Source organism: Rhodococcus sp. G-MC3 (genome assembly GCF_030063335.1).
Classification (GTDB): domain Bacteria; phylum Actinomycetota; class Actinomycetes; order Mycobacteriales; family Mycobacteriaceae; genus Rhodococcoides.
The window spans coordinates 182,887-196,883 of the sequence record NZ_JASISW010000009.1; the positions used below are offsets into that span (position 1 = coordinate 182,887).

The 13,997-nt window shown below is 65.3% G+C and carries 7 protein-coding genes; all 7 read right to left on the reverse strand.

All coding sequences use genetic code 11. The features are described from left to right. Positions 1-19: 19 nt before the first annotated feature. Genes QMK17_RS12750 through QMK17_RS12780 form a run of 7 tightly spaced genes read right to left on the reverse strand, consistent with a single transcriptional unit; the run spans position 20 to position 13,969 of the window. Positions 20-640, reverse strand: coding sequence for a hypothetical protein (locus QMK17_RS12750; protein ID WP_283509553.1), 621 nt, complete (start codon positions 638-640; stop codon positions 20-22). Continuing rightward, positions 637-2,079, reverse strand: a complete 1,443-nt coding sequence (locus QMK17_RS12755) for a pyridoxal phosphate-dependent decarboxylase family protein (protein ID WP_283509554.1) — start codon at positions 2,077-2,079, stop codon at positions 637-639. Before QMK17_RS12755 ends, QMK17_RS12750 begins: the two co-directional genes overlap by 4 nt. Further along, the gene (locus QMK17_RS12760) at positions 2,076-3,626 is read right to left on the reverse strand and encodes a PfaD family polyunsaturated fatty acid/polyketide biosynthesis protein (RefSeq protein ID WP_283509556.1); all 1,551 of its coding nucleotides are present in this window, start codon (positions 3,624-3,626) and stop codon (positions 2,076-2,078) included. The genes QMK17_RS12755 and QMK17_RS12760 overlap by 4 nt, the downstream gene beginning before the upstream one ends. Further along, positions 3,623-5,692 carry a beta-ketoacyl synthase gene (locus tag QMK17_RS12765; RefSeq protein WP_283509558.1) on the reverse strand — a complete coding sequence of 690 codons (2,070 nt, stop codon included), beginning with the start codon at positions 5,690-5,692 and terminating at the stop codon, positions 3,623-3,625. Before QMK17_RS12765 ends, QMK17_RS12760 begins: the two co-directional genes overlap by 4 nt. After that, a complete protein-coding gene (locus QMK17_RS12770) occupies positions 5,689-12,084 on the reverse strand; it encodes a type I polyketide synthase (RefSeq protein WP_283509559.1) in 6,396 nt (2,131 codons plus the stop codon). The genes QMK17_RS12765 and QMK17_RS12770 overlap by 4 nt, the downstream gene beginning before the upstream one ends. A gap of 47 nt (positions 12,085-12,131) precedes the next feature. Continuing rightward, the gene (locus QMK17_RS12775; protein WP_283509560.1) at positions 12,132-12,737 is read right to left on the reverse strand and encodes an SGNH/GDSL hydrolase family protein; all 606 of its coding nucleotides are present in this window, start codon (positions 12,735-12,737) and stop codon (positions 12,132-12,134) included. Further along, positions 12,734-13,969, reverse strand: a complete 1,236-nt coding sequence (locus QMK17_RS12780) for an NAD(P)/FAD-dependent oxidoreductase (RefSeq protein WP_283509561.1) — start codon at positions 13,967-13,969, stop codon at positions 12,734-12,736. Before QMK17_RS12780 ends, QMK17_RS12775 begins: the two co-directional genes overlap by 4 nt. Positions 13,970-13,997: the final 28 nt, after the last annotated feature.

The window sequence follows — 13,997 nt, forward strand, 5'->3', positions numbered from 1 at the left end:
TATCAAGCTTGGCGAGCTTCTACGGTGCAGCAAAGAGCGGAAACAGCTTCGGCCCACCGTCGGGAAGTACGATCTCCGATCCGACCCGGGACAATCCAAGTCGCTCCCACAGTCTGAGGCTGCGCTCGCTCGACGCCTCTGCATAGACACCCACACCGTCGGCGATCCGCAGTTCGCGCAACGTGCCGGTCAGAGCAGCCCGCACACCGGTCCCCCGCGAACGTTCGCGCACGCCGGCGAACATCACGTGGCAGTGTGGCGGAAGATCCGTCGGGTGATGTTCGTCGAGCAGTTCCATCAATACGCGGACGCGGCTACCCGTCGGCCCGGTGGCGGACTCGAGCCGGTCCAGCAGACCTGCGCTCTCGTCCTCGGTCGGCACCGCATCGGTGGGTCTCGACCACACGATGACAGCATCGTAATCGGTTGAGGTAGCGGCCATTCCGCCGCGGTCCAGTATGTCCGTGGTGACGATCGAGAAGAATGCGTCCAGGTACCGACTCCGTTCGGGTGTGTCGACGGGAATTGCCCACTCGATGATCGGGTCCTGCCCGAACGACGCCGTCAGCGTTGCAACGACCGCGTCGAGGTCTGGTGCACTGGTCACGTTCGGTTCGGGTGTAACGCGGGTGGTGGTCATACGAATTCCTCCAGAGGGACGGAAGCGGAGTGATGCAGTGAAGTAGCCTCTCGATGCGCACCGATCAGCGCAGCGATGCACCGGTCGATGTCGGCGCGATCGGTCTGCCAATTGCACACCGACAGTCGCAGTGTGGGCTGCCCGAACCACGTTGTTGGGCTGGCCCAGCCTGTTCCGCACCGCTGCACGATGTCGACGACGCGGCTGAGGTGGCCCGCTGTGTCACCGTCCGGAGCATCGAATCGAACCAGCACCTGGTTGAGCACGACATCGTTGACGACGGTGATCCCAGCCTCGCCGTCCAGGTTCGACGCCAGATCTCGTGCGAGCCGACAGCAACGGTCGATGAGTTCGGCTACACCGTCCCGGCCCAGGTGGCGGAGGGTAGCCCACAGTACGAGACTGCGCGCGCGGCGTGACATGTCCGGTGAATAGTCGACGGGATCTCGGTCCCCGTCGGTGGCGACGGTCAAGTATTCGGCGCTGGTCCGTAGCGCCGCGCGATGGGCGTCGGGATGCGCACACAGTGCGATACCGCAGTCGTAGGGAACGTTCAGCCATTTGTGCGCATCCGTCGCCCACGAGTCAGCGGCGGCGAGTCCCGATACGTGACGGCTCACGGTGGGTCCTGCGGCGGCCCACATACCGAAGGCCGCGTCGACGTGTACCCACCCCCCGCGCTCGTGCGTCAGCCGGCAGATGTCGACCAGTGGGTCGACGGAACCGGAGTCGACGTTGCCGACCTGAGCGCACACGATGAGCGGGCCCGACGTTGTATCGAGACGATCCATGAACGCGGGCAGCGACATTCGGCCCTGGTCGTCCACGTCGACCGGGTAAACCTGTCCGGCCATGCCGAGCAGGCGGATCGCACGTGACACCGTGACGTGACATCCCTTGCTGACCAGAATGCGGGGCGCGGGTGCGCCGATCAGGCCGTCGTCATCGACGTTCCAGCCTGCGGCGGCGAGCACCGCGTGACGGGCCGCGGCCAGCCCGGTCAGGTTCGCCGTCGCACAGCCGGTGGTCACTCCCACCGACACGCCCGACGGCAGCCCGAACAGATCGATCAACCATCGCGTGACCGTCTCCTCGACGACCGAGGCAACGGGGCTCGTCGCGTACAGCGCCCCGCACTGATCCCACACCGACGTCAGCCACTCGGTTGCGACCGCAACGGGGTACGCACCGCCCATGACGAAGCCGAGAAAGGTAGGCGCTCCGGAGTGCAGCAGCCCCGGTTCGCCGCGGGCGACGAGCTCGGAAACCACATCGTGTGGGTCTTCGCCGCGCCTCGGGAGGGGTCGAACGAAGTCCGCGCGCAAACGATCTCGGTCCGCCTCGACCCGAGTACTGTCGGAACGGCCGTCCCGGACGTACCTCTCGCTGTAGCGCGCGACGGTCGTGAGCAGGCTCGCCGTCCTGTCCGCCTCCGTCATCGTTGCGGCTCCGGCACATAGTGAGCGGCGCGGGCGGGCAAGCGAACCCCTGCGCTGCGCAGCGCCGCGATACGGGTTGCGTAGGCACCGCCGACCATCATGTGGTGGGCGATATCCGCGACCCGGCGGTTCGTCGGCGCAGCAAGGTGTGTGCCGGCAACCCAGCTGTTGAACGCGCCCATCGCCGGTCCGCACCAAATTTGATAGTCGGCCGTGCGATCGGATTCGCCGCGGATACTCCAGCCCGACGACAATCCGAGGTACCACCGGAAGATCAGGGCCATCTTGCGCTTCGGGTCCCGTTCGGCGCCGGAGAGCTGGCCCGGGTCACGTTCGGTGAAGTAGTCGACACATCCCGCCCATACGTCGTCGAGTGATCTCGCGAAGATCGACTTCTCCAGGTCGGCCCGGCGTGCGGCTGGAATGGCCTCGATGCCGTCGTACTCGCGGTAGGTCTCGTACAGCCGGTGCGCGCGCGCCGCGAACATCGTTCCGCGCCGCAGAACCTGCACCTGCACACCCAGTTCGAACATGTCCGACGACGGAGCCATCGTGCAGTCCGCGACCCCGGACGACGCCAGAAGCGCCTTCGTCGTGTCCGACTGGTCGGCTTCCACCGACGCCTGATTGATCGAGCCGGTCACCACGTACGCGGCGCCCATCGCGAACGCCGCCGCCACAGCCTGTGGCGTGCCGATTCCACCCGCTGCGCCGATCCGAACCTCCGACGGTCCCAGTTCTTCGCGGGCAAGCCTGTCCCGCAGCATGATCAGGTCCGGCAGCAGAACCGTCAGAGGACGCCGGTCCGTGTGACCGCCCGAATCTGCCTCGGCGGTGATGTCGTCGGCCATCGGGATGCGTTCGGCCCACTGCGCCTGGTCGGCGGTGATCTCACCGGCGTCGAGCAAGGCCCGCAGCATCGGCGCGGGCGCGGGCCGAAGAAAATGCTCGGCTACTTCGGCTCTGGACACCTTCGCGATCACCCGATGCCGCGGCTCGACGCGTCCATCGCGCCCGAGCGTCAGCCCGCTCGCTCGGTAACGCACCAGTTGCAGGGTCAGACCCATGAAGGCCGACGCTTCGATGGTTGTCACCGCATGCCTGAGACACGCGTCGACGATGGCCTTCTCGAGCGCGGGTTCGGTGGGACTGTGGATGAGATTGCACGCGAAAGGAGTGTTGCCGAGCGCCTGCCGAATAGTGGTCAGCGCCGCCTCGATGCGGGTGGGAACCACTCCCGCGGCGCCGTAGGACGCGAGGTACCCCGCTCGTGCGAGCGCGATCACCATGTCCGGTGACGCGATCCCGTTGGCCATCGCTCCAGCGGCGTACGAGTAACGCACGCCGTGGAACCGCCGGAACGCACTGTCTCCCAACGACCGTGCGCCGAGAGGGCGGACGGCGCTGAGCACCCGCGCGTTCGCGGACACCGTCGGGTCCGAGGTTGCTCCGACTCCGTCCGCGTCGGCGACGATCCAGCACGGCGAGTCGAGGTCGAGCAGGACCGAACGCACGTCGCTCACGGCGCGTGCCAGCACGGCGGTCATCGGAGTGCTCCGTCACTGGTCGGAATGTCACCGAGCTCGACAGCAAGGTCGTTGAGTTCGTAGATGCGCAGTCCTGGCTTCCACAGGGAAGCTTCGACGGTCACGATCACCGAATCGTTTCTGCGTTCTACTGCCTTGATGTGTACCTCGAGTTCGCATTGCCGATCGGTGGGCAGGAACTGGCCGCGGTATTTCCATGTGAAGTCGATGTCGGCCGGGATCGAGAACTGCGGATCGGCCATGCCCGAACCGAACCCGGCGTCGAGCATCCACTCCTGCACGGCCTGGATCGCCGTCTCCACACCGAGCGATCCGGGGATGACCGGGTCGAGGTGGAAATGTCGAGCGAAGAACCAGTCGTCCGGATCTATCCGACGCACCGCATGCAGGTATCCGTTGCCGTGATCACCGCCACCGTCGACGACGTCGATCTGATCGAGCAGTGCCAACGTACCTCGCGAACACAAGCGCGCTCCCGATGTGCTCCGGCGCCCAGCGATGTCGATCGTGCGAACAGTGCTCGGCAGATTCGCCTCTCGCCAGGTCGGCTTCGTGCGCCCAGCGTCGAGGCCGGTCTGGTTGCCCAGCGCCTCGTCGCTGAAGTAGCCGAACATCGTCTCGCCTCGGTAGAACTCCTCCCCGTCGACCGAGAGGGTGTACTCGAACGTCTGGAGAGACGAACCGGGCAGCATGGTCGTCGACAGCAACCTGGACGACTGCGCAACGGTTTTGTCGCGCAGGTCAACCTGACGAAGCACGGTCGCCGTGCCGCCGAGGTTACGCAGGCTGAGGGTCTGATCGGGGGCGGTGAGCGTGGGGCCGACGTACAGACCCATCAGCAGCGCCGCTTGCAGAGACGTCTCCATGTACACGAAGTGCGGAGCCGAGTAATTGGCGCTGTCCGCGTAGTACCACGAATCGGCGGGAGAGTCGTATTCGCTGTCGTATGACGCCGAGCGGTCGAGAACCCCACGGGTGCCGTCGAATCGGCTGATACGGTCGACCAGAAGCAGACCGCCGGTCGGCAGCCGCGTCGACCGGTGCCCGGTGAAGTGCGCGAATTCGGGGCCGAGTGCGATCCCCTGGTCTCCGCGTGCGAGATGCGCCATATGGAACTCGTTGAGTAGAACTCGTTCTCCACCGTGGCCGATCCGGCCGGTCCAGTGATCGAGGGTGCCGCCGGTTCCGGGTCCGATCGCGGAACCGGACTTCTCCGTAACAGTCACCGTGACACTGATGCTCCGGCCGTCCCCCGCGATCACTTCGGCGGTGAGGTGCGGTCGGGGGACGAGATCGATCTGCGTGACGACAATTTCGAGCTCGGTCGAACCGGTCTCGAGCCGTGACGGCGGCGCAGCGGTCAGTGTTGCGTCGACCAGACACAGATGCAGCCCGGCGTAGACGGCAAATGTCTCGACTGCTTGCACGGCCGCCGTCGTGGCATCACCGTCGAATCGGGCGCGCAGGCGACCGCGGCTCAACGCACCGCCACGGAGATCGATGTCGGTGATTGCGGTAAGCCGCAGCGGAGACGCCCGGGCGATGCGGATCTCTGGGTTGGCTTCGGCCTGGTCGTAGTCCGTTCCGAACACTGCGGCGATGTCGCCGTGCGACAACGACTCCAGCGCGGCACGGTCGAGTGTCCGCCGATCGGCACGGGCAAGCGGCTTGAAGGCTCCCTCGGCCGCCACCGTGACGGGTGCCGCGGTGAGCGATCGCAGTGGTGCGGGCGTAGTACGGGCGGCCCGGAGAATCGCATGCTGGATACGTGTGTGAGCATCGAGGTGTGCGCGGTGCGCCTCCGTGACCGCAATCCTGATGTCGCGCAACGGGTTGTCCTGCTCGGCAGCCGATAGTGCGCGGTGCGGCGCCTGTGCGAACGCAACCGGGCCGGCCGCTTTTGGTACGACGGCCACCGGTGCGGATGGCGCGGGGATCGATGGGGTGTCGACTGGGTCGAACGCTAGGCCATCGAACGCTAGGCCATCGAACGCTAGGCCATCGAACGCTAGGCCATCGAAGGCGAGCGCACCCTCGCCGTGGTCTCGTGTAGAGCCGTCGTTCATGATTGGGACCACTGCCTCACTGATTCGCGGAACATGTCGGACAGATCGGGTGTAGTTACCACTGTCACGTCGGAGAATTTCTGAAGCACGGTGCCGTCGGCCCCGATGGCGGTGGCGTCGATGGTCACGTCGACGGCGCCCACGCGTGGGTTGTCGACCACCACCGCCCAGGGCTCGCCCATGGGGAGCGGCGCGTAGTAGTCGATTCGGCCGACGCCCAGGGGTAGGCACGCCGAATTCAACAGTCGATGACCGAGCACCGGCGGCCCCTGCAGAACGACGTCAGCGAGCACTGGGTTGTGTAGGACTCCGGCATACGCCCCGAGTTCGAATGGCTCACCCCCGAGCTCGCATTGGAGTACCAGTTCGTTGTCCGAGTCGGCGAGAACGCGCCGCATCCCGTGCAGCAAGGGCGCGTGGAACTGCCGCGCATCGCGGTACAACTCGTCGGCAGGCACTCCGCCACCGAGGCGAGGTGCGCTCAGCCGAGGAGCCTGCGCAGGATGTCGACCGAGATCCATCGTCGCTACGTAGTGCGACACCGTCTTGGCCGTATCGCCACCGGTGACGAACACCCGAACGGTGCGGTCGTTGTCGGGTGCAACACGAATGTCCATCGATTCGATCGGATGATCGAACACGATCCCTTTGTGTACGTGGAAATCTCGCACCGCGACGACGCACCGACCGGGGTAGGCACGCTCGACGACGTTGATCATCGCGCCGAGACCGAATGTCGCAGGAAGGACCGGATGAGAACCGATTCGGTGCGCTTGAACCAGCGGATTCGTGTCCAGCGTCGTCAGGCGCCTGATGGCAACGAACGGTTCTCCCAGCGCCGGCGTTCCGTCGGTCAGCGACGCGGCCTCTCCCACCAGAATCACGACGTCGTCGCGGCGGTCGTGTGTGAACTGTTCGGCGAACGCGCGCGCACCGACACCGGGCTCGAGCAAGGTCACACCACGTCCGAGAAAGTGCTCGCGCAACTGGGCCGTGACCATACCGCCGTCCCACGCGCCCCAATCGATCGCCGTCACATGAAGGTTCGGGCGAGAGGACACATGGGCTGCGGCGAACCGGGTGAGAGCCTCGTTCGCGGCCGCATAGTCCGCCTGACCCGAATTTCCGTACAGCCCGGAGACGGACGTGAAGAGAACGATCCTGCGCAGGGGCCCGTGGTTCGAATCGAGCGCGTCCAACACGGCACCGAGTCCGGTGATCTTGGGTTCGAGAACCCCGGTGATGTCGGCGACCGTCTTGGCGCCGATCGCCGAATCGGCGAGCACACCCGCGCCGTGCACCACGACGGTGATCTCGGACGCCAGCGCGCTCAACCCTGCTCGCACCGCATCGGTGTCGGTGACGTCGACCGCGACGTACTGCGCGCGATCACCGAGGTCATCGAGGGTCACCGCTATTTCGCGGCCAGCACGGATCGCTGCGCAGGCCCGGCCGACATCGCGGGGGGTGGCCCCGGAGCCTGCCATTGCCGTCAGCGCTGCCGACTGCAAACCCGAGTCGCCCACACCCTGCGCCCAAGCAGGTTCGGGGTCCGGGTCGGTCCGGCCGAGGAGAACGAACCGTGCGGCCGTGTGCCGGCCGAGTTCGCGAGCACACAGCGCTGTGACACCACGCGCGCCCCCGGTCACGAGAACCACGTCGGACTCCGTCAATTCGGTGGCGCCCATCGTCACGCTGGGGTCGACCACCGTGTTCGACGACGACGCGCCGTGCAGGCTGGGCACGATCGTCCACCGGTCACCGTTGGCGCCTATCCCGACTTCGAGCGTGTCCGTCGCTGCATCCGAAATCTCGATCAGCAGTGTCTCGACCAGAGAATCGGCCCCGACCGCCGGATGGACGTCGAGGGCACGGCAGAACAGGCCGGGCTGCTCGGCAGCAAGTGTTTTCACGACGCCGCCCACGCCACCGATCAACGCGCACACCGGGTCGACCGTCCCGGCGAATCCGAGCGCGCCGTCGAGTCGGGTCAACGTCACGAAGGCCCTTCGGAGCCCTTCGGCGCGTTCCAGGGAGACGCTGGCGTACTTGGCCGCGAGCAGTGTCGCGGTGAGCCGCTCACTCGCAACTGACCACCCACTCGACGCGCCCGCAACGACGAGAGCGAGCGACACGTCGGTGTCGAATACTGCGGCCACTGCCCTCTCGATGTCGTTCACGGTGCCGGTCGCCGACACCTGTTCGACGGACCAGCCACGGTTGCTGAGCTCGCTCGTGATGCAGGCTGCATCCGCGCCGTCGTCCGTGAGGTCGAGAACAATTGCACTCGAGTCGGTTCCGAACAATCCATCGATTCGATCCACTGGCGGGAGGGCAGCAAGATCTACGGTGTGCCGCGGCGAGGTCGCCGCGGCTTCAGCTTTTGGGTGGACATCACTCCCCGCGGCCAGAAGCTCGACGATCTGATCCAGGGTGCGCAGCGTTCCAAGCTGCTCGGGTCCGAGGCTCGGCAGCGACGGGAACCGCTCCTGCACAGCGCCCAACACCTGCACACGCTTGATCGAATCGATGCCGAGATCGGCCTCGAGATCCATCGACGGATCCACCATCTCGACCGGGTAACCAGTCTTGTCGGCCACGACTTCGAGCAACGCCGTACGCAGCGCATCGGCGGATACTTCCGAAATCGACGGTTTCAGTGGACCGGGGGGCGCAACAGATTCGAGCGCGGAGGGTTCCGTGGTCGACTGGGCCAGCAGGTCGACGATCTGATCGAGGGTGCGCAGTGTTCCGAGTTGCTCGGGCCCGAGACTGGGCAGCGACGGGAACCGCTCCTGCACAGCGCCCAACACCTGCACACGCTTGATCGAATCGACACCGAGATCGGCCTCGAGATCCATCGACGGATCCACCATCTCGACCGGGTAACCAGTCTTGTCGGCCACGACTTCGAGCAACGCTCTGCGCAGTTGGTCGGCGCTGACGCCCGCGGCCTCTTCGGACACCGACACGACCGTCGGAATCTGCGCGACCGGCTCCGGGGCAGTCGGTGCCGTGACGGCAGGCGCGGTGGGCGCGATGGCAGCTGGTGCGGGCTCGGGTGCAACCTGCTGGGCCGCAACCCTTGTCGATCGGGTCGTCGTGACAGGCCGGATCGATTCGGAGCCGGAAACACTGCCCGCAATCTCCAGTTCGGCGATACGCCCCAAGACCTCGGTCGCACGGGTGTGGCTGTGGCTGATCGCCACACCGTGGTCCTTGACTGCTTCGATCGCTCGGATCAGGCCGTCGTCGATTCGGTCGGCGCTCAGCGCCTCAGCGAGGTGACGAGCCAGCTCGAGTTGGCCGTCGAGGTACCGGTCGTGCGTATCGAGGTGCGCGGTCGAGGGCGATGACTCGTAGGTAGCGGGAGGTGAATCATTGTGGGGCACGGTCGTCTCCGATGGTCGAGTTGCCTGCGGGGCGGGCGGGGGCTGGACAGGAGCGGCCGGAACGGTGACTTCTGCTGCCGTGGAGGCGGCGGGGACCGAGGACGTGTCGGTCGGAGCGAGCGCGGACACCCTGTATCCGTCTGCAAGTGCATCGGCGTAGGCCTTCCGGCGGGTCGGCGGCACATATTCCGGCGCGGACAACGAGACCGTCATTCCACTTCCGGTACTCGCCGGGGCCGGTGTCGAGGCGTAGCGGTTGACGTTGTCGAGCGTGACACCCAGCACGATCAGCTGGGCGGCTGCACGCTTGAGCGAGAGGTCGCTGTTCCCGAGCGGTCCGATGTCCGTGGCGATGGCGACCACGTCGTCGCCCAGGGTGCGATGGACCAGCGACGTCAGAACCTTCTTCGGGCCGAATTCGACGAACACGGTGCACCCGTCGGCGCGCATAGCCTCGAGTGACGCAACGAACTCGACTGGTTTCAACAATTGCCCGACGAGCGTAGCGGCGTTCTCGGCCCTGTCCGATCCGTACTGACGGTCCGGTGAATTCGCGTAGATCGGGATGGACGGGGTGCCGATGCCGACCGCTTCGACGGTGGGCGCGAATGCGTCGACAGCGTGCGCGACGTACGGGGTGTGAAACGCGGCCGACACCGGGAGTTCGCGGGTGGCGACGCCGCGCTCGGCGGCACGTGAGACCACCGTGTCGATCGCACCGCGCCCGCCGCCGACCACCACCTGATCCGGCGCGTTGTGATTGCAGATCCAGGCATCGTCGATGTCCGCGACGATCGCGTCGACATCCTCTCGGGAGGCGGCAACGGCCAGCATGGTGCCGTTGTCACCATCGGACGTCGGCGCCATTGCTGCCCCGCGGGCACGCGCGAGGGTGAAGTAGTCCCCGGTCTCGACTGCGCCCGACGCCCACAGCGCAGTCAGCTCGCCGAAGCTGTGTCCGGCCAGTGCATCTGCTTCGAAACCGAGCTCCCGGAAGAACTGGTACTGCCCAACCGATAGCGCGCCGATGGCGGGCTGGGCAAATTCCGTTCGGCGCAGCATTGTGTCGTGCCGATCGCGTGCCGCATCGTCGAAGACCGGCGGTGGGAACACGATTCGGCCCAGCCGTTCGGTAGCGTCCATGAATGCTGCGTTCGCGAGGTCGAACGCTTCGGCGACCGGCGGTGTGTTGAGAAGCGCGTCGGTCCCCATATCGACGTACTGGCTGCCCTGTCCGGCGAACAGTGCACCAACCTTGATCTCGGGCATCGCAGCCGCGCGGAAGAACAGGCCTTCCGGATGACTCCACTGCTCGGAATCGCGGTTGCGGGTCAGTTGTTCGACGCTCAGCTCGCGCAGCTGCGCCTCGTCTTCGTCGTCGAGTGCGACGAACCCGAGGCGGGCGTGATCGGCCGGAATCTCGCCGCCGCCCATCGATTCACCGGAGCGGACGGCCTCGATCAGCGCGTCGACATCGGTGGCATGCCACACGTGTACGCGGGGCGTGCAGTGCAGCGGTCGTACGTCCGCGCGGGGAGCGTCGCTCTCTTCGAGTACGACATGAAAATTGGTGCCGCCGAATCCCATTGCCGACACTGCTGCGCGCCGCACTGGTCGCTGCGGATCACGAATCCACGGGCGCGTCGCGGTATTTACGTACAACGCTGCGTCCGTACCGATTCCGGGGTTGGGCTTCTCGACATTGATGGTGCCGGGCAGAACCTTGTGATAGAGCCCGAGTGCAAGCTTCATGAGGCTCGCGGTCCCGGCAGCGCCTTTGGTGTGACCGATCTGCGACTTCACGCTGCCGACAGCGGCGTACGAAGTCTCGTCGCCGGCGTCGCGCAGCAGACCATTGAGCGCTTCGATCTCCGTTCGGTCACCGACCGCGGTACCGGTCGCGTGAGCTTCGAACAATTCGACCGAGGCCGGTGAGCACTCGGCATCAGTGTAAGCCCGGTCGAGCGCGATCCGCTGACCCTCCGCACGCGGTGCATAGATGCTCTTGGATCTGCCATCGCTCGATGAGCCGAGGCCACGGATGACTGCATAGATCCGGTTGCCGTCGCGCTGAGCGTCCGAGAGGCGTCGGAGCGCAACCATACTGATGCCCTCGCCGAGGAGCGTGCCGTCAGCGCTTGCGGAGAAGGGGCTGATCTGGCCGGTCGGCGACAGTGCGCCGACCTTGCTGAAGCAAAGGTAGATGAATATCGAGTTCTCCGTGTCGACGCCGCCGGTGATCATCGTGTCGGCGCGGCCGTCCAGCAGTTCTGCGACAGCGGTCCGCAGTGCTGCGAGCGAGGCGGCACACGCGGCATCCACCGTGCAGTTGATACCACCGAGTCCGAACCTGTTGGCGACGCGGCCCGCGACCACGTTGGCCAGCAGACCGGGGAACGAGTTCTCCTCCCACGGCGCGAACGCTGCGGTGAACTTGTCGGCGATTGCGTTGACGTCCTCGGTCGAGAGACCACAGCTGCGCGCCGCTTCCTTCAAGATCGGCGTGGACAACCGCGCGGCGAGCGGGTGCATCAGTGGAACCGGTCCGGTCGTCCCGAGGACGACGCCGGTGCGGACGGGATCGTACCAGGACGAATACGTGACATCTCGACCAGACTCCGTCCTTCCCGTCGCGCCGGCATCGATCAGGAGGTCACGAGCAACGCCCAAACTCAACGTCTGCATCGTGGACGTCACTTCGAGTTGGTTCGGTGGCATTCCGAACTCGAGGGGATCGAAATCGACGTCGGGGAGAAACGCTCCACGGCGGGAATAGGTCTTGTCTGGGGCAGTCCTGTCGGCGTCGAAATAATCGTCGAGGCTCCACCGAGACGCCGGGACCTCCTCGGTGCAATCGACACCGTCGACGATGTTCTGCCAGTACTCCCGGTGGCTCGTGGCTTTTGGGAACAATCCGGACATACCGACGATCGCGATCGGATTGCGAGCGAGTCTACGGTCTTCGAAAATGTCGGATCCGGTAGTGGATTCGGCGGTCACGATGGTCCTCTCAGGGTTTGTGCGAAATGACGTGAGGCAAAGAGATGTCAGGCTGCGAGGGTGGTGGCCGTCGTCTGGTAGACCAGTTCCGCGGCGGAGGCGGCGAACTCGCGGTGTCCGATCGAGCTCGGGTGAAGCCCATCCGCCGTCCACATCTCCCCCTCCGACCATTGGGGAGACGCAGCAATGTCGAGGAGTAGCGTTCCCGTGCTGCGGGTGACCTCAGCGAGCGCCACATTGGCTTCGGTGAAGCGAAGGCGCAGCAGTTCCTTGAACTGGTCTGGGATCGCCAGTCGCGCGGGGATATCCGGGTACGTCGCGGTGAACACCGTTGCTCCGCTGGTCCGCAACTTGTCGAAGATCGCATGCAGGTTGTCCTCGAATCGGGGACGTTCGTAGTCGCTCACGAGATCGTTTACTCCCACGACGACACCGTAAAGCGAGGAACGGGTCGAAAGGGCACCGGGAAGCTGCGTGAGAAGAACGTTTGTCGTCGTGGCACCGTGTGTGCCGAAGTTGCGAACCTTACTGCCGCGCAGCCCTATCTGACCCGCGAACCGAGGTACCCAGCCGCGGTAGCCACCGCCCTCGACCGGGTCGCCCCTGCCTTCGACGAAGCTGTCGCCGACGACGGTCAGAGTCGCGGTGCTCACGCCGACGTGAGATGTCGGTCGCCGTGCGGGAGGTTCACTTCCGCGTACAGTTCGGCGAGATTGGCGGGAGAGAAGAACACCTCACCGGGGATACCCCCGGCGATGAGGCCGAAGAATTTCTTCGTGTACTCCGGGCTCTTGCTTGCGGCACGGAAGACCGAGTCGTAAAACGGCGTCAACGTCAGATCGGAGATGCTGGTGGTCAATTCATAGGTGCCCGCGCTCTGTTCGTCACGAGTGTGCTGGTAGTCCTCGAGAGCATCGCCCATCGGCCGAGAATCGCTCAGACCTTCGTGCACGCGCTCGGACAGCAGTTCAGCGTACTTGAACGCGTCGGTAATTCCCCATCCGGTGAACGGATCCTTGTGGTAACCGGCGTCGCCGACCAATGCCCAGCCGGGACCGAACGAGCGACGGTAGAAGTTGTCCGGGTAGAGCATCGGACGGAACGGTTCTTCACGAACGGCGCTGTCGCGCAACTCTTCACCATACTTCGGATCGATCGCGCCGACGATCTCCTGGAGGCCGGAATCGGGGTCGCCGCGGAAGTCGCGGAACCGGTCGCGCTTGCGCATGACGGCGACCAGACTCAGACCGTCGTTGGTGGGCCACGACGCGAACTGTTGCTCGCCGAACCCGGTACGGTGCTGCATCCCCCAGTCGATCCCGGAATAGTAGGAGTAATAGACGAAGCAGCCCCCGGGTGACGTCCGATAGATGTCCGCGCCGACCTTGTTCGCGACGGTCGAGTTGGCACCATCCGCGCCGATCACGATCGTGCTGCGGAACTCCTGTTCGGGACCGTCACCCTCGTGTCCGCGAATTCCCTGCACCAGGCCGTCGCTGACCACTAGTTCATCGACGGTGAAATTCTCGATGACCTCGACACCTGCTTCACGGGCGGCGTCGACCAGAATCGAGTCCAGAACGGTACGCCTCGGGCAGTAGACGGCGTCGAGTCCGTCGATCGGGTCTGCGAACCCGTCCAGGGAGATGTCGGTGTAGGAGAAATTCAGGTGCCGAATCGGCGGGCAACCGGACTCGATCACCTTGTCCAACAGTCCCCAGTCCTTCAGCCGCGAGAGCCCTGCCTGGTGAATGTAGTGGGTCGAGACCGTGTCGCTCGGAAACATCGTCCGATCAACGGCGAGTACTCGATATCCTTTCCGTGCGAGCAACATTGCCACGGAAGATCCCGCCACTCTGGCACCTACAACGATGACATCGTACATATTTGGACCACTCCTGTTCGATCGGTCT